Below are 22,177 nucleotides of genomic sequence, written 5' to 3'. Positions count from 1 at the left end.
GTTTTTTATCTTCAGCTCCATTCTTTCCTCTCTACTTGTTTTAATAGGTTCCTTCTTCACCTTGACTGGTCAAAATAACAGGACCGTCTTTTGTAATCACAAACTGGTGTTCGTACTGACAAGAAAGACCACCGTCAAGCGTTTTATGAGCCCAACCCGTCTTCATATCGGTATCGATTTCCCAAGTTCCGGTATTAATCATTGGTTCAATGGTCAAGACCATCCCTTCACGTAAGCGCAAGCCACGGCCTGCACGTCCGTAGTGAGGCACCATTGGTTCTTCATGCATGGTTGGTCCTACACCGTGACCGACCAAATCACGGACCACTCCATATCCTTTGCTTTCAGCATATTCTTGAATCGCTGCCCCGATATCACCTAGACGATTTCCGACAACCGCTTGTTCAATCCCCTTATAGAGACATTCTTTGGTGACATCCATGAGATCTTTGACCTCTTGGGAAGCATTCCCAACTGCATAGGCCCAACAAGAATCAGCCAAACCACCAGAGTAGTTTTCTGTATACTTTTTCACCTGTGCAACATTATCAAAGTCTAATTTTGAGACATCAACAACAGACTTGTCTAAGGGCTCGGACAAGACCATATCCACCTTTAAGAGGTCGCCATCTTTTAAGACATAGTGGCGAGGAAAGGCGTGAGCCACTTCATCATTGATCCCACAACAAGTCGCATAGGGATAGTCCATCAAGCTTCCCTCAACACCGATCTGAAGGGGCAAGACATTGGCTTCTTTACAGCGACGTCGAACATACTCTTCTACTTCCCACAGATCGAGACCTGGTTTGATCAAATCCCGAAGGCCAATATGGATACTAGCAAGAAAGTCTCCTGCACGGTCCATGGCTTCGATTTCACGCTGTGATTTCAATGTAATCATCTATTTCCTACTTCCATTCTAATTAATTTTCAAAGTGACAGTGGCTTTGGTGACCAACTGTAGATTCAAATACAAATCAAAATCTATAATAGCCGATCGTCTAGTCTGTCGGACAATACGCGTCTCAATCCGTAAGGTATCGTCCACTTGAACAGCTTGAAGATAATAAACCAAGAGCTGTTCGATGATTAAATTTTTTCCAGAATTCATCATGAGCTGGCGAGTGACCGTTGTGAGAACTTCAGTGAGAACACCATTCGAGAGAACTCCACTCTTTTCTAACATACTTGGTTCAACCGTCAACTCAAAATGATTGGCTTGCAGAACTACTTTTTGACTAATTTGTTCACTGAAAGTTGGCAAGCCCGACAATTGTTCCTTGCTCATCCGGTCCATGACCGCACGACGGGTAATAACCCCTAATAGGGTCTGATTGCTCCGAATGACAGGAATCATCTCAAAATCTTCTGCGATCATGCGTTGACTGACGTTGGCGATACTAGAGGATAGGTTTGTTGTAAAGACCGTACGAGACATGACCTTGTCCAGAGTTGTCTGGGGTGTCTTGTCTCCGGCATCTCGCATGGTCACCACTCCAACAACCATCTGGTGTTGATTGACGACAGGAAAGCGACTAAACCGGCTTTTTCTTACCAAATCCAAATAATCTCGTACGGTATCTGTTTCCCGTAAAAAACCATATTCATGCATGGGCGAATAGACTTGTTCGACCGTTAAAATATCTGTTTTAATTTGCATGTTGGCGAGAGCACGGTTGATCATGGTCGCCACGGTATAGGTATCATGCTTGGTACGTAAGATAGGAGTTTGACCACTGCGACCTAGTTCCAAAACAGAAGGATCGACGTCGAAGCCGCCCGTTACAAGAACTGCATTGTCGTGTTGAAGAGCCAGCCGCTGGATATTGGTCCGGTCTCCCACAATAAGGAGCCCACCTTCAGAGACATAGTCCAAAATATGCTCTTCAGTCATGGCCCCGATATAAAACTTGTTGAACTCTCGTTCCAGCCCTTCTTTCCCTGCCAAGACTTCAGAACCGGTAATTTCTACAATCTCTCGGAAAGTCAGATGTTCTAGGACTGCCTTTTTAGACTTGACACGAACTGTCCCACTACGAGGTCTCGTTTCAACAATTCCACGATTTTCAGCTTCTTTAATGGCCCGATAGGCGGTCCCATCACTCACCTGCAAATAATTCGAGATACTTCTCACACTGACACGCTTGCCAATTGGTAGTTTCTCCAAATAATCTAAGATCGCTTGGTGTTTACTCATTGAGATCTCCTCTATCTATGCAGAACTCATAATAATCCCGCATCTTTCGGGTATAGCGGTCACTCCCCTTGAATTGCCGTTTCAAACTATAACCGGCATGTAAAGCCACCTGTTGACTGGCTATATTTTCAACATGGGTAATGATTCGGACTTGCTTGAGATGAAATTCCTGAAAGGACAAGAAGGTAATCTCTTTGACAACCTCTGTCATGAGGCCTTGACCCCAATAGTCCTTGTGTAAGAAATAACCAAGTTCTGCTTCTTTCTTAATTTCATCCAACTTTTCAAACTTAATCGATCCAATCACACGGTCTGTTCCCTTGTAACAAATCGCCCATATTCCCAAAGGATTCTTTAGAAAAAAATTGGCCAAGACATACTGGCATTCCTCTAGGGACGTTTGTGCTGGGAAAATAAAAGGCAAATTCTCTGGATTGGAGGATATGGTATAAAAGTCAGCGGCATCACTATATAGAAAGGGCCTCAAGAAGAGGCGCTCTGTTTCAAAACATGAAAATGCTGCTAGTTGCGTCCAAATATTCATAAAAATCGTTCGTTATGCTTCATCAATCAGTTCGATGTCAGCTCCCAATTGTTGCAATTTTTCAATAATATGCGAATAGCCACGAAGGATAAACTCAATATTGGTAATTTCCGTTCTACCCTGAGCCATCAATCCAGCAATCACCAAGGCAGCGCCTGCACGCAAGTCTGTCGCCTTAACTGGAGCACCTGTTAATTGATTTGGTCCTTGGTAAACAATGCGATCACCCACTGTTTCAATGGTAGCACCCATTCGCATCAGTTCAGCCACATGGTTGACCCGCTTTTGATAAATGGTATCTACGATGCTTCCCTTTCCATTAGCGGTCAAGAGCAAGGGTGTCAAAGGTTGTTGCAAATCCGTTGCAAATCCAGGGTAAGGAGAGGTTTTAATGTGAACAGCTTTCAGATTTTCTTGCTTTTCAACAAACACACTATCCTCAGAAATGGTCATCCGAACGCCCATTTCTTCCAGCTTGGCAATAAAGCTCTCTAGGTGTTCATAGAGGACATTCGTAATTTGAATCCCTTCTCCCACAGCTGCAGCAAGGGCGATATAAGTCCCTGCTTCGATGCGATCAGGGATCACTTGGTGACGCGTGCCGTGGAGATAGTCCACTCCTTCAATCGTAATGATATCTGTACCCGCACCACGAATATGTGCTCCCATATTATTGAGAAGGGTAACAACGTCAATGATCTCAGGTTCACGAGCAGCATTTTCAATAACGGTACGACCTTCCGCCTTGACAGCAGCTAGAATAGTATTAATAGTTGCTCCGACACTTACGGTGTCCATATAGATCGCTGCCCCACGAAGACGCTGTCCATTTGTGGAAAGATTCATACTCGAACCATCCATGGTCATCTTAGCACCCATCGCCTCAAAGGCCTTCAAATGCAAATCAATGGGACGCGGACCTAGGTCACATCCACCTGGTAGACCGACAGTTGCCTGGCCATAACGTCCCAAAAGACTTCCGTAGAAATAGTAAGATGCCCGAAGACTGTTAATCTTTCCAAATGGCATTGGCATATCCTGTACACCACGTGGATCGATAATAAGAGTCTCTCCATCTCGCTCCACCTTTGCCCCCATGAGGGTCATAATGTCAATCAAGCTAGCCACATCTGAAATATCTGGAACACCATCAAGGGTCACAATTTCGTCTGCTAAAATAGTCGCTGTAATGAGGGCTACCACGCTATTTTTGGCACCACTAATGGTCACCTCACCTTTTAAAGGGCGACCACCATTAATAATAATTTTTTTCATGTTAATTTATATAAGCTCTTTCAATCATTCGGTAAAAATTACCGCATCTATTATATCATAAAAACGCTTCATTTTCCACTCTTTCTTATCTATATATCAATGAATTAAAGCCCTGGAAAACCTCGACTTTATGTTTTACTATTATTTTATATTTTTGCTCCTTTTCCTAGTTTATTTTTGCCGATAACTGTTTGGCTCTAAGTGTAGTGTATTCTTTTTAATCAAAAAAGCAGCCCTTTTCCGACTGCCTTTTCTGACTTTATTTCACTTCATTTCCTAGTTCGTATTTACTGTCTTTTAGAGCTCGGGTCAAGGACCATTTCCAAGGTTTTCCTTCAATGGTTACTTGATGCTTTTCTAGATCGACACTTACTTCTTCCACACCTTTTACAGCAGATAATTTTTCAGTGACAGCGTTGGCACAACCTTGGCATTTCATTCCAGTAATTTCGTATGTTTTTGACATAATTATTTTCCTTTCTTTTGCATGAGGAGATGTTTTTCTCCAAGTTCTTACAATTTCTTTCTCTTTAATCTGAGAGCATTCAGTACAACCGATACCGAACTAAAACTCATAGCAAGTCCTGCTAGCATCGGATTTAAGAGCGGGCCACCAAAGAGATAGAGAAGACCCATCGCCACCGGAATGGCTAAGACATTATAGATAAAGGCCCAGAACAAGTTTTCCTTGATGGTCTTAATCGTGTAACGACTAATTTCCAAGGCTCGGACAACATCCATCAAATGCGGTTTCATGACGACGATATCGGCACTTTCCATGGCGATATCTGTCCCAGATCCCATAGCAATCCCGATATCCGCGGTTGCAAGAGCTGGTGCATCGTTGATTCCATCTCCAACCATGATTACAGACTTGCCTTCTGCTTGCAAATCTTGGATCACTCGTGATTTTTCTTGAGGAAGGACTTGACTGATGACCTGCTGGATTCCAGCCTTCTTGGCAATCGCTTGAGCAGTCCGTTCATTATCCCCAGTCAGCATGATGACCTTCTTGCCCATTTTTTCTAGGCTAGCAACCATTTCTAAACTATCTTCCTTGATCCGGTCTGCTACCCCAAATAGGGCCATGAGTTTTCCATCTTCAGCTAAGAAAATCGGGGTTTGTCCATCCTGAGTTAAGTCCTCCAAGTCAGCCTTGGCAAGATGAATATCGATTCCTTCCTCATCCATGAGCGTTTGATTCCCAGCTAGATAAACCTTTCCACCATAGCGAGCAGTGAGACCTCTTCCTGTTAGACTAGAGAAGTTTTCCATCTCTAATAAGTCTATATGCTCTTCTTTCGCAGCATCCAAAATAGCTTGTCCTAATGGATGCTCGGACTTGGCTTCCAGAGAAGCTAGGATTTGTAAGGCATGGTTCGTTTGACTATAGGTATAGGTAGAAGACAACTGAGGTTTACCTTGAGTGATGGTCCCTGTTTTATCGAAGACCAAGACTTGCGCTTGGTGAGCCAACTCAAGGACATCCCCTCTCTTATAGAGGATCCCATGCTCTGCCCCTAATCCTGTCCCCACCATGATGGCTGTCGGAGTCGCCAAGCCTAGTGCACATGGACAGGCAATGACCAAGACACTAATTGTTACCGTCATAGCAAAGGTGAAGGTCTCACCCATGATGAAGTACCAAAAGAGACCTGATAAGAGGGCAATCCCCATGACTACTGGGACAAAGACCCCTGCTACTTGATCCGCAATCTTGGCAATCGGTGCTTTGGTTTGTTGGGCATCTTCCACCAGCTGAATGATTTGTGCTAGCAAGGTATCCCGTCCAACTTTCTCAGCCTGATAGACCAAACTACCTTGTCCATTAATGGAACCAGCGTAAACTGGACTGCCTTCCGTTTTTTGGATAGGGATAGATTCACCTGTCAGCATGCTTTCATCAATGGCTGATTGTCCGGAAACCACTTGACCATCAACGGCTATTTTTTCACCTGGTTTGACTAGGATATGATCTCCAATGACCAAGTCTTCTACTGGTAGTTTCACTTCCTTTCCGTCACGTAGGACTGTTGCCTCTTTAGCCGCCAGATGCATGAGCTTTTTAATGGCTTGAGAAGTACGCCCTTTTGATAGCGTTTCAAAATATTTACCCATAGTAATTAGGGTCAGGATCACGGCTACAGATTCAAAATAAAGCTGGTGCACGTGATGGTGGTGGCCAAGCAAAATGTGATAAGTCCCATAAAGACTATAAAGAAAGGCTGCACTAGTCGCTAAAGCTACCAAAGCATCCATATTGGGATGGCCTTTTAGAAGAGTTCGGAAGCCATTTCGATAAAAGGCTCGTCCAAAGATCATCACAGGAATGGTCAAGAACAAAAGAACAAGAGTATAAGCCACAGGTGCTCGACCAGGTGAAACAAATGCAGGTGCTGGTAGGCCAATCATGGGGCCCATTGCTAGATAAAAGAGAGGCAGGGTGAAGACGGAAGACCAAAAGAGCCGTTTTCGGATCAATTGTAGCTTATCTCCTTCTCGCTCTTCTTGGCTCTTGGCTGTATCTGGATTATATACTACTGCCTCATAACCGGCATCTGCTACCGCTTTTGAAATAGCTTCTGGACTTAGTGGTTCCCCATTGTATTCAACTGTCATTTTTTCAGTGGTTAGGTTCACTGTCGCTTTTTCAACTCCGTCCAGATGGTTGACAGCTTTCTCCACATTGATCACACAGGATGCACAGGTCATCCCATTGACGACAAAAGTTTCTTCTTTCATTTCTCTTCCTCCACATGACTGACACAGTGACATTGGCCTGGTTGGCAATCACATTGAACCCGCTCCACGCTCACTTTCGAAGCCAGAAGGTCTTGCAACCCCTTCATTTTCTCCTCGGTCATAGGGGTTTGCTGGATTAATCGCTCTAATATGTAAACATGCTTGGTCAAGCAGATCTTACTGAAAACTTCATTGACAGCTGTAAAATTAGCCTCTTCTTCATTGAGGACAGCTTGATACAAATAGGTCCGACCTTCTCTCCGACTCGTCAGATAACCCTTATCTGCTAACCGCCCCAAAAGGGTTTTCACCGTTGAAGCTGACCAATCCTGCTTGGTGGAGAGAATCTTGGTTATTTCTGTAGAAGTCGCTTCCCCCTTGGTCCAAAGGACCCGCATGACTTCCCATTCCGCACTTGAAATTTTCGCCATTGTTTTTCCTTTCTATCTCCTATTAAAGACAATATATTTACATTTGTAGTTTTATTATACACCTTCCATTTTTCTTGTCAATCATTTTGTTTACATTTGTAGATTTATTTTATAAAAAGAGAGTGGGACAGAAATCGGTAATTCGTTAGAATTCGATTTCGTCGTCCCACTTCCGCACAGTTGAGTAGGGCTGTAAAAGCTGATGAAATCAGCGTAGTAGAGCCCACTCAACCACTGCGTCTTGCTCGACAATCCAAAGATAATTGAGAGGCTAGGACTTTTGTCCCAGCCTCCTTTCTATCTACTTAGTTAACTGCTTCTTTCAAGGCTTCTACCTTGTCCAAACGTTCCCATGGTAAATCGATATCAGTACGTCCCATATGTCCATAAGCCGCTGTTTGACGGTAGATTGGTCGTTTGAGATCCAACATTTGAATAATCCCTGCAGGACGAAGGTCAAAGATTTGACGCGCTGCTGCTTCTAATTTGCTTTCAGCTACTGTTCCAGTACCGAAGGTATCGATCCGAACAGAGACAGGTTGAGCTACCCCGATCGCGTAAGCCAATTGCACTTCTGCCTTCTTAGCAAGCCCTGCTGCTACGATGTTTTTTGCAATGTAGCGAGCTGCATAAGAAGCGGAACGGTCCACCTTAGTCGCATCCTTACCAGAGAAGGCACCACCACCGTGACGGGAGTAACCACCATAGGTATCTACGATAATCTTACGACCTGTCAAACCGGAATCCCCTTGAGGCCCACCAATAACAAAGCGACCTGTTGGGTTGATGAAGAATTTAGTCTCCTCATCTAGATAAGAAGCTGGAATCACTTCTTTGATGACCTTGTTAATCACATCTTGGTGGATTTGTTCATTGCTGACATCTGGATCGTGTTGAGTTGAAATAACCACGGTATCCACGCGCACTGGCTGGTTATTTTCATCATACTCAACAGTGACTTGAGACTTCGCATCTGGACGAAGATAGCTAATCTCACCAGACTTACGAAGCTCTGCCAACCGACGAACCAATTTGTGGCTGAGTGAGATTGGCAATGGCATGAGTTCTTCAGTTTCATCCACCGCAAAACCAAACATGAGACCTTGGTCTCCAGCTCCAATCAAATCAAGTGGATCTTGGTCTGCATTTCCACGAACTTCCAAGGCTTCATTAACCCCTTGAGCGATATCAGGAGATTGTTCCACCAATGATGGGTGTACTCCTACCGTCTCAGCAGAAAAACCATACTCCGTATTGGTATAACCAATCTCTGCAATGGTGTCACGAACCACACGGTTAATATCCACATAAGCAGTCGTTGAAATCTCACCGAAGACATGTACGGAACCAGTATAAACTGCCGTTTCAGCAGCTACGTGAGCTTCTGGATCTTGCTCTAAAATAGCATCCAAAATAGCATCTGAAATTTGGTCTGCAATCTTATCCGGATGCCCCTCAGATACCGATTCAGACGTGAATAATTTACGTTCTGACATAAAAATGTCCCCCCTTAAAAAATAATCGTTATAGAGTTACAAAGAACTGGTAGATTCTTTCTACCACCTTATCGGGACCATATAACCTAACTATTATAACACGATTTTGCACCAGTTTTCCTTTTTTTATTAAAAGAAAAAGATATAGTTTGAAACTATATCTTTTGAACTTAACCGCTATCCAACTCTAATCCCTACAATAACAAGGTCCCTATTAAGACAAGGATAGTGGAAATGATAGATGGAATTCGAAATAGAAACCAATCTGGATCACCAGCCAAAAACATGGAGATGAAAAAGAAAGCTACAGAAACAAATAGAATCTCCTTACTGGCGAATGTCCTTCCAATGCCAAGCAGGACTGTTGCAATGATATAAGAAATCAGATGTGATCCCATAAAGAATAGAAAGGCAATTGCCCATCCTCCTGCTATCAGAGCACTACTTATAAACAGTCCAAGATAGCCGATGTTTAAGAAAAATACAAAAGTTAAAAGTCCCGTATTAGGAACAGGGTTTTCTGAACCTTGCTCCATCATTGGCCACTGAGCTGGATTTTCTAGACCTTGCCCCATCATGGATGTTTGTACAGAATTATCTGGACCTTCCCCCATCCTGGATGACTGAACAGCACCTTCAGGCACACCTTGATGCTCTTGGTTTGATTCAAACTTTGGATCTTGTTCTGTCATCTTTATTCCTCCTCTTTTATAATCTGATTGATTGGTTTTACAGTGTCTTCTACTCCTATTATACCCCATTTGATGAGCCATTGCATATGCGATTATTGGTGATAAATTTTATCTATCAGCTTGATAAATTATCCATATTATTCAAATGATTTTTTTCGTGTTACAATGACAGTATTATTTTCTAATCGGTAAGGTAGTTTCCTTTTCTCCTTGCTTATTAGAGAGGAGGAAATCATTTTTGGATTGGTCAATTGTTGAACAATATTTTCCACTCTACCAGCAGGCCTTTTTCTTGACCTTACACATTGCTGTGTGGGGAATTTTAGGTTCATTTCTTTTAGGACTGATTGTCAGTATCATCCGACATTATCGTCTACCGATTTTAAGTCAACTAGCTGGCTGTTACATCGAACTTTCTCGAAATACGCCGCTCTTGATTCAGCTCTTCTTCCTCTACTTTGGCTTACCAAGGATAGGAATCGTCCTTTCTTCAGAAGTCTGTGCAACCATTGGTCTCATCTTTTTAGGTGGTTCCTATATGGCTGAGTCCTTCCGAAGCGGTCTAGAAGCTGTCAGTCAAACCCAGCATGAAATCGGTCTCTCCATTGGGCTAACACCCAGACAGGTCTTTCGCTATGTGATCCTACCACAAGCGACCGCAGTGGCTCTGCCTTCCTTTAGCGCCAATGTCATTTTCCTGATTAAAGAAACCTCTGTATTCTCTGTAGTCGCTTTAGCTGACCTCATGTATGTCGCAAAAGATTTGATCGGACTCTATTACGAGACAGATATCGCTCTAACCATGTTGGTCATTGCCTATCTACTTCTCTTGCTACCGATTTCACTTCTCTTTAGTTGGATAGAAAGGAGATTACGCCATGCAGGATTCGGGAATCCAAGTACTCTTTCAGGGAAATAATCTTCTTAGGATACTCCAAGGCTTGGGCGTGACCATTGGGATTTCCATTATCTCTGTCTTCCTATCCATGATCCTTGGAACTTTACTCGGAATCGTGATGACTTCTCATTCAAAAGTCATTCGTCTGCTCACTCGCTTTTATCTGGAATTTATCCGGATCATGCCTCAGTTGGTCTTGCTCTTTATCGTTTACTTCGGCTTGGCCCGCAACTTCAACATAAACATTTCTGGTGGAAGTTCAGCCATTATCGTCTTTACCCTTTGGGGAACGGCTGAGATGGGAGATTTAGTCCGAGGGGCCATCACTTCTCTTCCAAAACATCAGTTTGAAAGTGGACAAGCCTTAGGATTAAGCAAGGACCAACTATACCGCTACATCATCATCCCACAGGTTCTCAGACGATTGCTTCCACAAGCTATTAACTTGATTACCCGTATGATAAAGACAACCTCCTTAGTGGTCCTCATCGGGGTTGTAGAAGTTACCAAGGTCGGCCAACAAATCATCGATAGCAACCGCCTGACCATCCCAACCGCTTCTTTTTGGATTTATGGAACCATTTTAGTCTTGTACTTTATTGTCTGCTTCCCTATTTCCAAATTAGCAGGACAGTTAGAAAACCACTGGAGGAATTAATATGTCTGAAACCATTTTAGAAATCAAGGACCTAAAAAAATCCTTTGGAGACACTCCTATCCTCCAAGGGCTTTCCCTCAAGGTTCAAAAAGGGGAGGTCGTAGTGATCTTGGGGCCTTCTGGTTGTGGTAAGAGTACCCTCCTTCGTTGTATCAATGGCTTAGAAAGCATACAAGCAGGTGATATTCTTTTGGATGGTCAATCCATTACCAAAAACCAAAAGGACTTTCACCTGGTCCGACAAAAGATTGGGATGGTCTTCCAAAGTTATGAACTCTTCCCCCATTTAGACGTCCTCCAAAACCTGATCCTAGGTCCTACAAAAGCTCAAGGACGAGCTAAAGAGGAAGTCGTCAAGGAAGCAGAAGAGTTACTGGAACGGGTCGGTCTCTTGGAGAAGAAACATAGCTACGCAAGGCAGTTGTCTGGTGGGCAGAAGCAACGGGTAGCCATCATCCGCTCCCTCCTCATGCATCCAGAAATTATCCTCTTCGATGAAGTGACTGCTTCTCTAGACCCTGAGATGGTCCGGGAGGTTCTGGAGCTCATTAACGACCTGGCCCAAGAAGGACGGACCATGATTCTGGTGACCCACGAGTTACAGTTCGCACAAGCTATTGCCGATCGGATCATTTTCTTGGATCAGGGCAAAATTGCCGAAGAAGGAAGTGCTCACTCCTTCTTTACCAACCCACAAACCCAACGAGCACAAGAATTTTTAAATGTATTTGACTTTAGCCAATTTGGCTCATATCTATAAAGGAGATTTTTATGAAATTCATTAAACCAATTTTAGTTCTTTTTACCTTCGCCCTTGCTCTGCTCTTTATCACTGCTTGTGGCTCTAGCAAGTCATCATCTTCTTCTACCGGCTCTAAAGCTCGTACCATTGAAGAAATCAAGAAAAGTGGCGAGCTTCGTATCGCGGTCTTTGGAGACAAAAAACCATTTGGTTATGTTGATAATGATGGATCATATCAAGGTTACGATATCGAACTGGGAAACCAACTTGCTAAAGACCTTGGTGTCAAACCGAAATATGTTTCAGTGGATGCGGCTAACCGTGCGGAATACTTGATCTCCAATAAAGTGGATATCACCTTGGCCAACTTCACCGTTACAGATGAGCGGAAGAAACAAGTAGACTTTGCCCTTCCTTACATGAAGGTTTCACTCGGTGTGGTGTCTCCTAAAGATAAGGTCATCACAGATGTGAAACAATTGGAAGGAAAAACCTTGATCGTAACCAAGGGAACTACTGCTGAAACTTACTTCGAAAAGAACCATCCAGAAGTAAAACTTCAAAAATATGACCAATACAGCGATGCCTATCAAGCTCTCCTAGATGGACGTGGCGATGCCTTCTCAACAGACAACACAGAAGTCCTTGCTTGGGCCCTTGAAAACAAAGGATACGAGGTTGGAATTACTTCACTTGGTGATCCAGATACGATCGCACCAGCAGTTCAAAAAGGAAACAAAGAGCTCCTTGATTTCATTAACGATGACATTCAAAAGCTTGGAAAAGAAAACTTCTTCCACAAAGCTTATGAAAAAACTCTTCACCCAACCTACGGTGATGCTGCAAAAGCGGATGACCTCGTTGTTGAAGGTGGCGAAGTGAAATAACAAATAAAGACTCTATCGCAATGATAGAGCCTTTTTTCTTGTCAAAAACTGTTTTTCTTAGTATCCTTTGGTCGTTTCACCCAAAAGAAAGTAGCTAGTAAGACATCGATGGCTAAACAGAAAGAGAGGATCTGTAGTGGCCACAGCAAGCCATAAACAGCTGATAGACCGTAGAAAATACATGCTGATGCCCAAAAGATTCGAGAATCTATCGCCAAAGCGAACTGGGTTGAGACAAAGCCGATGGTGAATAGGATCAAATGGATACTCGTTGCATAAAAAATCATGAAGGCAAAAGGGCCGGTCAAGATGAGTCCGACGAAGCCCAAGCCATAATAAGTAAGACCGAGCCATTTTGGAAGAGCAAAGAGATAGGAATAAGGAGACGATGCATTTTCTCCCTTGCTTAAGTTCCTGTTAAGGGGCTCTCTAGATGTCTCAAGTGACTCCTTGCTATTGTTATCTTGCTCAACCATCACATCCACTGCAGACCTTTCTTGCCCAGCCTCTAAGTCTTTTGTTACGACTCCTTCTCCCCTGTCGCTCGATTCGTTCCCAAATAACATAACAAGAGGAGCAATGACTAATTTTTCTTTCATCAAGACGAATACATTCGGATAGCCGTATCGTTTTGGGTAAGAAAGCAAATCGGATAACAAGGACGAAGATACCTTATTTTCGGAAATCCCTTCATCTGAGCTTCTTTGACTTTTTACCCGCTCAGCTGTCTCTTCTTCATCTCCACATACAGCACCTTCTTGGTCAGCAAGGGCGCTTGACCGCGTCCCAAAGAGCTTCTGAAAACTTTCCTTCTGTTTATAAATCAGGTAAACGGAAATGACAGAATGGTAAAAAGGAATGGGTGCAGTCGTTTTTAAAACGAGCAGGTCTAGCGTGACAGAAGGGAGATAGTAACAAGCATAAAGGCAACTGAGCACAAATAGGACCTTCTGACTCTTAATAACGAAGAAACTGGACAACAAGATGACAAGCAGGACTTCTTGGTCCACTCCTTCAAATAATCTCCAGTAAAAGTCAGATTTTGAATGATCCAATATATTCCACAAGCGTAAGACAACAGGAATCCGATCTACCAATTGTAAGATACTGATCCCAAAGGAAACCAACGGAACGATTGGATACCAAGTTCCTTCCTGACCAACCAAAGAACGAAGACGAGGCCACTCCACCTTATTGATCATGATCAGGACAATCGCTAAGGTTGGAAGTTGAGAAAGTCTCATCACAACCTCAGTACCAAACAAAGCAATGGGAACCTCTTGTGGCCAAAAGATGCTGAGGACTAGGAAGAGAGCATAGAGAAGAAGCCCTTCCTGCTTCCCCTGCTCTTTCCAGATTTTTACTGTTAGAAAGACTTGAATAACTAGCCATAAAAGAATCTGAATGATTGACAACCAGATAATAGGGGGATTCTCTCCATTTCCAGTCTCTCCGGATAAGAGCATAAATACTTGAAAAAGAGACCCAAGAACCTGGACTAGTAAGAGAATTGGGTAGCAAATTTTACGGTTCATCACAATCTCCTTCCTCTAGACGAATCAGTGAAGCGCGAACTCAAAAACGAGCTTTCTTTTTAATTGTAGGTAGTGAGACAGCAATCCATACTTAAATAAAGTCTGCCTCTGCAATAGCTTCTTTGACCACTTCCAATGGAAGATGGACTAGCTCTACTTCTTTTTCACGGTAGAGATATTGAGCATACTCATCGATACGGTATTGATGGATATAAACCACCCGCTTGCAGCCAACTTGAAGCAGCTGCTTGGTACAGTTGAGGCAAGGGAAATGAGTCACATAGGCAGTAAAACCTTTGGGAATCCCCCGTTCCGCTCCCTGTAAAATGGCATTAACCTCTGCATGGAGAGTACGGACACAATGCCCTTCCACCATAAGGCAGTCATGATCCAAGCAATGCTCCGTACCAGAGACAGAGCCATTGTAACCCGTCGCAACCACCTTATGATCCTTGACCAATACAGCACCCACTTTGGCCCGCTTACAAGTTGCTCGATTTGATATTAACAAAGCCTGTGCTGCAAAATACTCATCCCAGGCTAATCGTTTATGTCCCACAGTCTTGTCCTCCTTCATGAACATTCTAAATTTTTTTCATTATAGCACGAAATCAGCAAGAAAAAAAGATAACACTGTCACAGCCGATTCCTTCATCCAAAGAAAAAGAGATCCATGCGGATCTCTTTATTAATTATTTACCAAGTTTTGCTTTAGCTGCGTCTGCAAGAGCTGTGAAAGCTGCTGCATCGTTAACAGCCAAGTCAGCAAGCATTTTACGGTTAACTTCGATCTCAGCCAATTTCAAACCATGCATCAATTGTGAGTATGAAAGTCCGTTCATACGAGCTGCCGCATTGATACGTGTGATCCACAATTTGCGGAAGTCACGTTTCTTTTGACGACGGTCACGGTATGCATAGTAGTAAGAGTTCATTACTTGTTCTTTTGCAGTACGGAACAAGATGTGTTTAGCTCCATAGTAACCTTTAGCTAATTTAAGAATACGTTTACGACGTTTGCGTGATACAACGCCACCTTTAACACGTGCCATTTATATTTCCTCCAATATTTCCTAGAATTCTTTACTTACAAATACGCGATTATTTCAAGCGAGTAAGCATTGCTTTGATACGTTTGAAATCTCCTGCATGCACCATAGATGCTTTACGAAGATGACGACGTTGTTTCTTAGTTTTTCCGTGGAAACGGTGAGAAGTGTAAGCACGGAAACGTTTAAGTCCACCAGAACCTGTACGTTTGAAACGTTTAGCTGATGCGCGGTGTGTTTTTTGTTTTGGCATGATATTTTCTCCTTTTTTTAACTTTCTGACAGATTATTTCTTGTCAGTTGCTGGTGCCAACTGCATGAACATTTGACGACCATCCATTTTAGCACGTTGTTCGATGATAGCAATATCTTGAGTTGCTTCAGCGAAGTCGGCTAAAACTTTTGCTCCAATCTCTTTATGGGTGATCATACGACCCTTAAAGCGAATGGAAACCTTCACTTTGTTCCCTTTTTCAAGGAACTTGCGAGCATTGCGAAGTTTTGTATCGAAATCACCCTTGTCAATAACTGGGCTCAAACGAACTTCTTTCACGGTCACAACGCTTTGTTTTTTGCGTTGTTCTTTTTGTTTCTTCTGGTACTCAAATTTGAACTTACCGTAGTCCATAATTTTTGCAACAGGAGGTTTAGCTTGAGGTTGAATGAGAACCAAGTCCACATTAGCGTCGTCCGCAAGTGCTTGCGCTTCACCAAGTGGTTTGATACCCAATTGTTCGCCCTCAAGACCGATTAAGCGAACTTCACGTACACGAATTTCATCATTGATGAATAAGTCTTGCTTTGCTATGGTTTTCACCTCTTTTTTTATTTTAGAGAAAAACAAGAGCGGACTTGCTAACGCAAACCCGCACTACATGATTATATTTCATTTCTGAAACTTGATCCGTAGGGGCCAGACAACGTTAGTCGCAAGGCGAGAAGTTCTCACTTCTGCTTTTCTCAACTTTTATATGATATCAAGTTTATGATGGATTGTCAAGGATTTTTTTTGCTTTTTCTTCAATAAATGCAACCACTTGATCAATCCCGACACCAGTCGTATCAAAATGAATGGCATCAGCTGCAGGTTTCAAAGGCGAAACTTCTCGGTGACTGTCTTTGTAGTCCCGCTCAGCAATTTCTTTTTTCAATACTTCTAAATCTGTTTCAATGCCCTTGCTCAAATTTTCCTTATAGCGACGCTCTGCACGTTCTTCTACAGAAGCCACTAGGAAAATCTTCAATTCTGCATTTGGTAAGACAACCGTCCCAATATCACGACCGTCCATGACGATTCCACCTTGAGCAGCAATCTGTTGTTGCTGGGCTACCAAGCGCTCACGCACAGGTGCTAAGGCAGATACCCAAGAGACATTGTTGGTCACTTCATTATCACGAATTGGATGAGTCACATCGACATCAGCCACGAAGACTAATTGCTGACCGTCTTCAGAGCGCCCAAAACTGACAGGATATTGGTTCAGCAAATCAACCAACTGGTCAACATCTGCTTCAGTCAGATCATGACGAAGAGCCAGATAGGTCGCTGCGCGATACATGGCACCCGTATCGAGATAAGTGTAGCCTAAATTTTTAGCAATAATCTTAGCAACAGTTGACTTCCCGCTAGATGCAGGGCCATCAATCGCGATTTGAATCTGTTTCATAGCTTATCCTTTATTTAATCTTGACGACATCTCCTGGATTGGCATACCATGATCCAGTAGACATGTGAGATGGATTCAGTTGCTCTAATTCGGCGATCGAAATGCCAGCACGCGCTGCAATTGCTGCTTCTCCTTCACCAGCTAGAACAGTAATCGTACCTTCTTCAGATTCTTCTGCACTTGCTTCCTCTGTCTGTTCTGCAGCTGGAGCACTACTTGCTGCAACGACTGTTGTTTCCCCATTATAGAAACCACTCATTTGTTTCTTCTGATCACTTCCACCTGTAGAAAGGTAAACTAAGAAGCAGACCATCGCTACAATAATAATAAAGAAAATAATCGCCAAGATGGTCAACAAGCGATCAGCTTTCATCCCATTTAATTTGTTTGTTCGTTTCAATGTTTCTTCTCCGTCATCATAAATTTCTTCTTCCCATGGCTCTTTCGGCATAACTTCCTCCTTGTGTTTTCCTGTTAAAATCATTACAATATAGATATGAAAATAACCTTAATACCTGAACGTTGTATCGCATGTGGCCTTTGCCAAACATATTCGGACATTTTCGACTATCACGATAATGGTATCGTTAAGTTCGCCTCAGAGGATGAACGATTGGAAAAAGAATTTCCTACCGATGCTTCTATCCAAGAAGCGGTTAAAAATTGTCCAACCCGAGCTCTTATCAAAGATTAAGAGCTTTTTTCATTGTCTGCATAGTAGAGTTGATAATAGTCCACATGGATAAAGTTATCTGTCAACTCAATCTCACCCTTGAAATGATTATTCAAGGCTAAGGCATTGATAAAGTATTTTTTGGGCCACTTACGCATACAGAAGGTCCGGCTTCTTGATCCATCGTTGAAAATTAACTTGATGGAATTCTTTGTAACTTCCACTTTTTCAATCGATGAAATCGGAACTTTTATAGGAGTTAATGGATTCGCCGTGATAATCCGTAGAATCCCATCATCGTAGATCGTAAAATAGCGATGAACTCCTACAGCCAGCAAGGCCATAAAGAGAAAGAATGAAAAGAGTACCACCGTCGGGATACTGGAACTCTCATACATCAGAGCTAGTCCAATAAAGACGGGTATAACCGATAAAGACCAATAGGTAATCAGCATGGATAAATCAGGCTGCCAATGGTATCGGATTTTCCCAAAAATCTTAATCATATGCGGAACCCCCTCCTACTAGTTTAGCATAAAATCAACAAAAATAGAACAGGAAAGCCTGTTCTATTTTTAATAATTTTAGCAATCAAATCACTGAATGACAGATTGATGAAAGCTGCTCTCTTTCCATTAATTTTTTGCCGATGGTACCTTGAAGAAATCTTTGGATAGATAGCCTTTGCCACTGATTAAATCATACTCTACCATCTTCAAATCTTCAGCAATCTCTTTTGCTTCACCTTCTAAAGCTTTTTTGTCAACACTTGCTTTCTTCAAAACCTCCGTCAAGAGAGCATAGTATGGAGAGACCTTAGAGTTGGTCTGTTCAAAGACCATAGCAGAGAAGTCACTCGAGTTGACCAGAGGATAGTCTAATTTAGGAGCATCGAAATTACTCCAAATAAAGTAATCCGTTTGGTACTGACCTTCCGGATTATTCTTAAAAGCAGACTCCGGATACAAACCAGGCAAATGATCCCCATAGAAGACAACCGTAATCTTTTTGTCGATTTTGGATAGCTTTTCTAGGAAGTCTTGGGTGGCTTTATCAGTGAACGTTAATAACCTTGAATAATTTGTCAAACGAGTATTAACATCCTCTGAGAAACCTTTACCGGAAGCTGTTACATCTGATGGTTCCCCTGCAACAAATGGGGCGTGATTCTGCATCGTAATGACTGAGAAGAATTGACTCTGCTTAGGATTTAATTCTTTCAACACTGTATTATAGGTTGATTGGTCACTGACATGAATTTCTTGATATCCAACATCATAGTCATTCTTATCATCGATACCAATAAATTTATCAAAAGCCAGCCTTTTATATATGACGTCTCTTGAATAATTTACTTTTGATTCAAAATGGATGATTTCCTTATTTTTAGATTCAAAAGAATCACTTATCGAAATGAGATGTTGCATTTTCGGAGCAACATCTGAGTATAGAACAGAGACGGTAGGACTGATGTTATAAAATGGTAAACCTGTTAAAGTTTGAAATTCCATATTGGCCGTACCGCCACCGTAGCCATCCGATTTCATTAAGCCACTTGTCACTTTTGACTTTATGTCTTGAATGTTAGGAATGGGATTTCTAGAAATCGTAACTCCTTCGATTCTGCTGGGATCAGAAAAACTCTCGCTCAGAACATAAATGATAGTCTGTTGATCGACAAATTCATTTCTTGTTTGGTTGATTTCAGAAGCTTGCATGGAGTACTTCTTTTCAATCTCCAGCATTTTTTCTTTACTGTATCCCTCAGGTTTTATCATAACCTCTGTTGTCAATTGATTGAACCAGACAAAAGCTAACGACTGATACCTGGCATTAATCGAATTCCCCAGCCATTTCGTATCCTGAAAGTTATTCAATAAAGTGATAACTGGTACTTTCTCCGAAATCACGCCATTCTCTTTTTGGTCAAAGATAGAATATACTTTATAACCGAATAATACAAGAGCCAAAAGTGTAAGATAGCGAATTATCGTTGACCGTATAATTTTCCCTGTGTAAATATATCGCCTACCGAGAATATAGGTAACCGATAGACCTACAGCAACAGCTATGACGATGAACATAAAGGAGATATCAACAAAGCTAAATAAAACGGACGGTTGAGATAACCAGACCAAATCACTCGGTAAAATTGGCTCTCCCCTCATACTAAATTTAACAGCGTTGGCAACAACGAAAGAAACACTACTAAAAACTATTAAAATCGTTGTAAACCAATATCTATTAATCAATACATATAGAGAGATGTATAAAAACACGAGACAGAGGATAGGAAATACGACTCCACCTGGAAAAATCGAATAACCAACAAGCAAGTCTCCTGTTCCAAGTCCAAGTTGCACACCAGTGTTAGATAGAATAGCTAGACTAATACTAGTCATTACAGCCAGTGAAAAACTCGATCTATTTTTTACTAAGTCTATTTGACCTTTGACAAAAAACAATCCGATAAGAGTTAAAAGAATAGAGAAACCAATCATTCTAAACTCGACAAACCAGAATTGCGACAGGGAATACTTGCCTCCTCCGGTTTTTCCAATGCCATCAATCAAATACCAGGTCGTACGATAGAGAGTTGAAGGAATTTTAGAATCTGTTAAAACAAAAGTTGTTAAAATACTAGAATGCAATAAGTATTCAAATAGTTTTCCAATTGGTCTCGTTTTTCTTTTAACAGCCTTGTTATCAAACCACTGTCTAATAGTTGAAAATAAGAGTGAACTAGCAACTAATACCGATACAAAAACAATTGAGTTGGTCTGCCAAAAACCATTCTTGGCAAAATCGAATACATTATATTTCGGTACATTAATATGAAGGGCAACTTCAACTGAATAAGAAAGAATTAAATAGACACTATAGGATACAAGAATCTTTAAAGCAAAAATTCGCTTTAAATCATATTGAGAAATTAAGACAACCAAAATGACTGTAGCAAGCCCAAAATAGATCCCACAGTGATTAATCAATGCTATAACGGAATCAGTTGCTCCTAGTTTTTCAGCAATCACATGCTGAACTAAATACGTATTAATGACAAGAAAAAACACGAGGAGAGCAAAAGAATACAGTTGAGTTCTCGTTAATTTTTGATAGTTTCTTATAAGAAACTCTTTTAAATTAAACTTCTTTTTTCTCTTCATTTTTCTCCCCATAACTATGATGTTTAAATTATAATCATCAACCCTGAATTTGAGTATAAATCCCAATACTAATCGTTAAAATGTTCAAGAAAATGAGTGCATATTGTAACGATATAACAAAATTTGAATCCTCACTTTGAGCAATATCCACTATGCCCACTTTTTTGTGGAACCATGTGCCGAAGTAAAGTGGTAGAAACATTAAAATATAATAATAGTAACGACCTTGAACCCCACCAACAACAATATCACCTGTGTGATATACACGAGGATCTCCAGAAATAGCAACAATAATTAGGGTTGCTGTACCTAAAAGTAAAAGCAAACTGTAGTATTTAAAGAATTTAGGCAGTTCAATCTTATTTCTAAGAATAATAATGAATAGAATGAAAAAGAAAGTGAAAATTGAAGCTGCGATTAAAAATGCTGATTTTTCAGAAACATACTTTAATGGATCTGAAATAAAATCATTAATAATTCCATGCGGTGCTAAGAATAAAGTTCGTAACAATGGCAGTGGATGCGTTAAGAAATAAAATAGACCTGGACCTTCCCCTGAAATTGAACTTCCAGAAGGGAATAATTTAATAATACCAACATAAATAAATGATATAAATAGATTTAAAAGAAATAGTAAGGAAGAAAATGACCTTATTTTTTTATCTTTATAATATCTATTTGGTAAAACAGACAACAAACTTCCGGTTAATATAAAAGGAAATTTCGAAAATGCAAATAATAATGTCGTACATTGAAAAGCAATTGCATATTTTTTATCAACTTTATTTTTCTCAGAGAGTACATTTGTTAATAATGCTAACGCAATTAAACTAGCTCCAAAATACAAGTAATCATAATGGTAACCAGCGATAATATATAAAACAGCTGGGAAGGTAGAAAATAGATAAATAGCTTCTCTGAATACCTTACTGATTTTTAATGCAAGATAAGCTAAAATTGCAAAGGCTATAACTTCAAAAATTCTACCTAAATAATAAGAAACATATACTTTTTTCGAGATTAGTCTACCGATGGACCATCCAATAGCATTTGGGAGAAAGGCAGGATTGTCAAATCCAACTCTTGTTCCTCTAATCTTACTATCTTTATGTTCTACACTATACCAGTACTGTGAGGATTTTTTTCCGGGGTTTCTTAAAGCATCGTAACCAAATACAGAATCATAGTCTTCTAGCTTTTCATCCGAATATTTAAATATCGGACTATCTGTTATACTAATGACGTTTGGTAGGTGCGATTCTTCATCCAATCCATATTGAACTGGCTTGACAACAGAAATAAAACTACCAAATATAACTATTAACAGAAACGCATTTCGTGGTAATTTATCAGAGTCTTTTGAATTAAACAGCAACAAGTAAACAATTGAAGCCACAATTAAAATAAGCACATTCTTATTTAATGTAAATTCAAATAAACTGGTCAAAAATACCCTCGAAAATAAAATGATAACAATTGCGATAACAATATTTCTTAACTTTTCTTTGTCAAATAAACTCACTAGAA

The 22,177-nt window shown here is 41.1% G+C and carries 24 protein-coding genes and 1 other annotated feature; of the genes, 5 read left to right on the top strand and 19 right to left on the bottom strand.

The genetic code is table 11. The annotated features are described in order from the left end of the window. Positions 1 to 40: 40 nt before the first annotated feature. The 9 genes from LXO72_RS02150 to LXO72_RS02110 form a co-directional block, all read right to left on the bottom strand. The gene (locus LXO72_RS02150) at positions 41 to 901 is read right to left on the bottom strand and encodes a methionyl aminopeptidase (protein ID WP_233331384.1); all 861 of its coding nucleotides are present in this window, start codon (positions 899 to 901) and stop codon (positions 41 to 43) included. 18 nt (positions 902 to 919) lie between these two features. Beyond that, positions 920 to 2,197 (bottom strand): CBS-HotDog domain-containing transcription factor SpxR, encoded by a 1,278-nt coding sequence (spxR, locus tag LXO72_RS02145; protein ID WP_233331383.1) that lies wholly within the window; start codon positions 2,195 to 2,197, stop codon positions 920 to 922. Then, positions 2,190 to 2,741: a GNAT family N-acetyltransferase gene (locus LXO72_RS02140; RefSeq protein WP_233331382.1), complete on the bottom strand. Its 552-nt coding sequence runs from the start codon at positions 2,739 to 2,741 to the stop codon at positions 2,190 to 2,192. Before LXO72_RS02140 ends, spxR begins: the two co-directional genes overlap by 8 nt. 12 nt (positions 2,742 to 2,753) lie before the next feature. Then, positions 2,754 to 4,016, bottom strand: a complete 1,263-nt coding sequence (locus tag LXO72_RS02135) for a UDP-N-acetylglucosamine 1-carboxyvinyltransferase (protein WP_233331381.1) — start codon at positions 4,014 to 4,016, stop codon at positions 2,754 to 2,756. A 259-nt stretch (positions 4,017 to 4,275) separates the two neighbouring features. After that, on the bottom strand, positions 4,276 to 4,482 hold the full coding sequence (copZ, locus tag LXO72_RS02130) for a copper chaperone CopZ (protein ID WP_233331380.1): 207 nt from the start codon (positions 4,480 to 4,482) through the stop codon (positions 4,276 to 4,278). Between the two features lie 47 nt (positions 4,483 to 4,529). Beyond that, positions 4,530 to 6,758, bottom strand: coding sequence for a heavy metal translocating P-type ATPase (locus LXO72_RS02125; protein ID WP_233331379.1), 2,229 nt, complete (start codon positions 6,756 to 6,758; stop codon positions 4,530 to 4,532). Next, the gene (locus LXO72_RS02120; RefSeq protein ID WP_233331378.1) at positions 6,755 to 7,189 is read right to left on the bottom strand and encodes a CopY/TcrY family copper transport repressor; all 435 of its coding nucleotides are present in this window, start codon (positions 7,187 to 7,189) and stop codon (positions 6,755 to 6,757) included. Before LXO72_RS02120 ends, LXO72_RS02125 begins: the two co-directional genes overlap by 4 nt. Positions 7,190 to 7,494: 305 nt before the next feature. Beyond that, on the bottom strand, positions 7,495 to 8,685 hold the full coding sequence (gene metK / locus LXO72_RS02115) for a methionine adenosyltransferase (protein ID WP_233331377.1): 1,191 nt from the start codon (positions 8,683 to 8,685) through the stop codon (positions 7,495 to 7,497). 194 nt (positions 8,686 to 8,879) lie between these two features. Then, complete coding sequence (locus tag LXO72_RS02110) at positions 8,880 to 9,377, bottom strand: hypothetical protein (RefSeq protein WP_233331376.1); 498 nt, start codon at positions 9,375 to 9,377, stop codon at positions 8,880 to 8,882. Positions 9,378 to 9,615: 238 nt separating this feature from the next. On the opposite strand from LXO72_RS02110, the gene LXO72_RS02105 reads away from it, so the two are divergent. The 4 genes from LXO72_RS02105 to LXO72_RS02090 are packed head-to-tail and all read left to right on the top strand — an operon-like array spanning position 9,616 to position 12,562. Next, positions 9,616 to 10,296 carry an amino acid ABC transporter permease gene (locus LXO72_RS02105; protein WP_233331375.1) on the top strand — a complete coding sequence of 227 codons (681 nt, stop codon included), beginning with the start codon at positions 9,616 to 9,618 and terminating at the stop codon, positions 10,294 to 10,296. Beyond that, positions 10,256 to 10,933, top strand: coding sequence for an amino acid ABC transporter permease (locus LXO72_RS02100; RefSeq protein WP_233331374.1), 678 nt, complete (start codon positions 10,256 to 10,258; stop codon positions 10,931 to 10,933). Before LXO72_RS02105 ends, LXO72_RS02100 begins: the two co-directional genes overlap by 41 nt. A 1-nt stretch (position 10,934) precedes the next feature. Next, positions 10,935 to 11,693 carry an amino acid ABC transporter ATP-binding protein gene (locus LXO72_RS02095; RefSeq protein ID WP_233331373.1) on the top strand — a complete coding sequence of 253 codons (759 nt, stop codon included), beginning with the start codon at positions 10,935 to 10,937 and terminating at the stop codon, positions 11,691 to 11,693. An 11-nt stretch (positions 11,694 to 11,704) separates the two neighbouring features. Further along, positions 11,705 to 12,562 (top strand): cysteine ABC transporter substrate-binding protein, encoded by an 858-nt coding sequence (locus LXO72_RS02090; protein WP_006596048.1) that lies wholly within the window; start codon positions 11,705 to 11,707, stop codon positions 12,560 to 12,562. A 41-nt stretch (positions 12,563 to 12,603) separates the two neighbouring features. On the opposite strand, the gene LXO72_RS02085 is transcribed toward LXO72_RS02090, so the two are convergent. The 7 genes from LXO72_RS02085 to LXO72_RS02055 all read right to left on the bottom strand — a co-directional run bounded on the left by LXO72_RS02085 (position 12,604) and on the right by LXO72_RS02055 (position 17,264). Continuing rightward, positions 12,604 to 14,097 carry a hypothetical protein gene (locus tag LXO72_RS02085; RefSeq protein WP_233331372.1) on the bottom strand — a complete coding sequence of 498 codons (1,494 nt, stop codon included), beginning with the start codon at positions 14,095 to 14,097 and terminating at the stop codon, positions 12,604 to 12,606. Between the two features lie 91 nt (positions 14,098 to 14,188). Beyond that, complete coding sequence (locus LXO72_RS02080) at positions 14,189 to 14,656, bottom strand: deoxycytidylate deaminase (protein ID WP_006597396.1); 468 nt, start codon at positions 14,654 to 14,656, stop codon at positions 14,189 to 14,191. Between the two features lie 133 nt (positions 14,657 to 14,789). Next, positions 14,790 to 15,149: a 50S ribosomal protein L20 gene (gene rplT, locus LXO72_RS02075; RefSeq protein ID WP_000124834.1), complete on the bottom strand. Its 360-nt coding sequence runs from the start codon at positions 15,147 to 15,149 to the stop codon at positions 14,790 to 14,792. 49 nt (positions 15,150 to 15,198) lie between these two features. Next, positions 15,199 to 15,399 carry a 50S ribosomal protein L35 gene (gene rpmI, locus LXO72_RS02070; protein WP_003003453.1) on the bottom strand — a complete coding sequence of 67 codons (201 nt, stop codon included), beginning with the start codon at positions 15,397 to 15,399 and terminating at the stop codon, positions 15,199 to 15,201. Positions 15,400 to 15,432: 33 nt separating this feature from the next. Then, on the bottom strand, positions 15,433 to 15,963 hold the full coding sequence (gene infC / locus LXO72_RS02065) for a translation initiation factor IF-3 (protein ID WP_006597373.1): 531 nt from the start codon (positions 15,961 to 15,963) through the stop codon (positions 15,433 to 15,435). 15 nt (positions 15,964 to 15,978) lie between these two features. Continuing rightward, positions 15,979 to 16,109, bottom strand: a sequence feature (ribosomal protein L20 leader region). 20 nt (positions 16,110 to 16,129) lie between these two features. Continuing rightward, complete coding sequence (gene cmk / locus LXO72_RS02060; RefSeq protein ID WP_156676540.1) at positions 16,130 to 16,813, bottom strand: (d)CMP kinase; 684 nt, start codon at positions 16,811 to 16,813, stop codon at positions 16,130 to 16,132. Between the two features lie 10 nt (positions 16,814 to 16,823). After that, positions 16,824 to 17,264 (bottom strand): SAG1386/EF1546 family surface-associated protein, encoded by a 441-nt coding sequence (locus tag LXO72_RS02055; RefSeq protein WP_233331371.1) that lies wholly within the window; start codon positions 17,262 to 17,264, stop codon positions 16,824 to 16,826. Positions 17,265 to 17,309: 45 nt separating this feature from the next. Here LXO72_RS02055 and LXO72_RS02050 point away from each other — a divergent pair, with 45 nt between their 5' ends. Beyond that, positions 17,310 to 17,507, top strand: coding sequence for a ferredoxin (locus LXO72_RS02050; RefSeq protein WP_006596042.1), 198 nt, complete (start codon positions 17,310 to 17,312; stop codon positions 17,505 to 17,507). Here the strand turns inward: LXO72_RS02050 and LXO72_RS02045 are convergent. The 3 genes from LXO72_RS02045 to LXO72_RS02035 all read right to left on the bottom strand — a co-directional run bounded on the left by LXO72_RS02045 (position 17,504) and on the right by LXO72_RS02035 (position 22,172). Next, positions 17,504 to 17,992, bottom strand: coding sequence for an EbsA family protein (locus LXO72_RS02045; protein WP_233331370.1), 489 nt, complete (start codon positions 17,990 to 17,992; stop codon positions 17,504 to 17,506). The two genes, LXO72_RS02050 and LXO72_RS02045, sit on opposite strands and share 4 nt — an antisense overlap. Positions 17,993 to 18,121: 129 nt before the next feature. Then, a complete protein-coding gene (locus LXO72_RS02040) occupies positions 18,122 to 20,650 on the bottom strand; it encodes an LTA synthase family protein (RefSeq protein WP_233331369.1) in 2,529 nt (842 codons plus the stop codon). A gap of 37 nt (positions 20,651 to 20,687) precedes the next feature. Beyond that, on the bottom strand, positions 20,688 to 22,172 hold the full coding sequence (locus tag LXO72_RS02035) for a DUF2142 domain-containing protein (RefSeq protein ID WP_233331368.1): 1,485 nt from the start codon (positions 22,170 to 22,172) through the stop codon (positions 20,688 to 20,690). Between the last annotated feature and the right edge of the window lie 5 nt (positions 22,173 to 22,177).

It is taken from the genome of Streptococcus sp. XMC (genome assembly GCF_021341835.1).
GTDB lineage: Bacteria > Bacillota > Bacilli > Lactobacillales > Streptococcaceae > Streptococcus.
Note: the sequence above shows the minus strand (reverse complement) of the source record. Positions and strands in the feature narration are given on the sequence as shown.

Excerpts from the sequence above, each read along its gene's own strand:
- LXO72_RS02150 (WP_233331384.1), bottom strand. The coding sequence starts at position 901 with ATGATTACATTGAAATCACAGCGTGAAATCGAAGCCATGGACCGTGCA.
- spxR (WP_233331383.1), bottom strand. The coding sequence starts at position 2,197 with ATGAGTAAACACCAAGCGATCTTAGATTATTTGGAGAAACTACCAATT.
- LXO72_RS02140 (WP_233331382.1), bottom strand. The coding sequence starts at position 2,741 with ATGAATATTTGGACGCAACTAGCAGCATTTTCATGTTTTGAAACAGAG.
- LXO72_RS02135 (WP_233331381.1), bottom strand. The coding sequence starts at position 4,016 with ATGAAAAAAATTATTATTAATGGTGGTCGCCCTTTAAAAGGTGAGGTG.
- copZ (WP_233331380.1), bottom strand. The coding sequence starts at position 4,482 with ATGTCAAAAACATACGAAATTACTGGAATGAAATGCCAAGGTTGTGCC.
- LXO72_RS02125 (WP_233331379.1), bottom strand. The coding sequence starts at position 6,758 with ATGAAAGAAGAAACTTTTGTCGTCAATGGGATGACCTGTGCATCCTGT.
- LXO72_RS02120 (WP_233331378.1), bottom strand. The coding sequence starts at position 7,189 with ATGGCGAAAATTTCAAGTGCGGAATGGGAAGTCATGCGGGTCCTTTGG.
- metK (WP_233331377.1), bottom strand. The coding sequence starts at position 8,685 with ATGTCAGAACGTAAATTATTCACGTCTGAATCGGTATCTGAGGGGCAT.
- LXO72_RS02110 (WP_233331376.1), bottom strand. The coding sequence starts at position 9,377 with ATGACAGAACAAGATCCAAAGTTTGAATCAAACCAAGAGCATCAAGGT.
- LXO72_RS02100 (WP_233331374.1), top strand. The coding sequence starts at position 10,256 with ATGCAGGATTCGGGAATCCAAGTACTCTTTCAGGGAAATAATCTTCTT.
- LXO72_RS02095 (WP_233331373.1), top strand. The coding sequence starts at position 10,935 with ATGTCTGAAACCATTTTAGAAATCAAGGACCTAAAAAAATCCTTTGGA.
- LXO72_RS02090 (WP_006596048.1), top strand. The coding sequence starts at position 11,705 with ATGAAATTCATTAAACCAATTTTAGTTCTTTTTACCTTCGCCCTTGCT.
- LXO72_RS02085 (WP_233331372.1), bottom strand. The coding sequence starts at position 14,097 with ATGAACCGTAAAATTTGCTACCCAATTCTCTTACTAGTCCAGGTTCTT.
- rplT (WP_000124834.1), bottom strand. The coding sequence starts at position 15,149 with ATGGCACGTGTTAAAGGTGGCGTTGTATCACGCAAACGTCGTAAACGT.
- rpmI (WP_003003453.1), bottom strand. The coding sequence starts at position 15,399 with ATGCCAAAACAAAAAACACACCGCGCATCAGCTAAACGTTTCAAACGT.
- cmk (WP_156676540.1), bottom strand. The coding sequence starts at position 16,813 with ATGAAACAGATTCAAATCGCGATTGATGGCCCTGCATCTAGCGGGAAG.
- LXO72_RS02055 (WP_233331371.1), bottom strand. The coding sequence starts at position 17,264 with ATGCCGAAAGAGCCATGGGAAGAAGAAATTTATGATGACGGAGAAGAA.
- LXO72_RS02050 (WP_006596042.1), top strand. The coding sequence starts at position 17,310 with ATGAAAATAACCTTAATACCTGAACGTTGTATCGCATGTGGCCTTTGC.
- LXO72_RS02045 (WP_233331370.1), bottom strand. The coding sequence starts at position 17,992 with ATGATTAAGATTTTTGGGAAAATCCGATACCATTGGCAGCCTGATTTA.
- LXO72_RS02040 (WP_233331369.1), bottom strand. The coding sequence starts at position 20,650 with ATGAAGAGAAAAAAGAAGTTTAATTTAAAAGAGTTTCTTATAAGAAAC.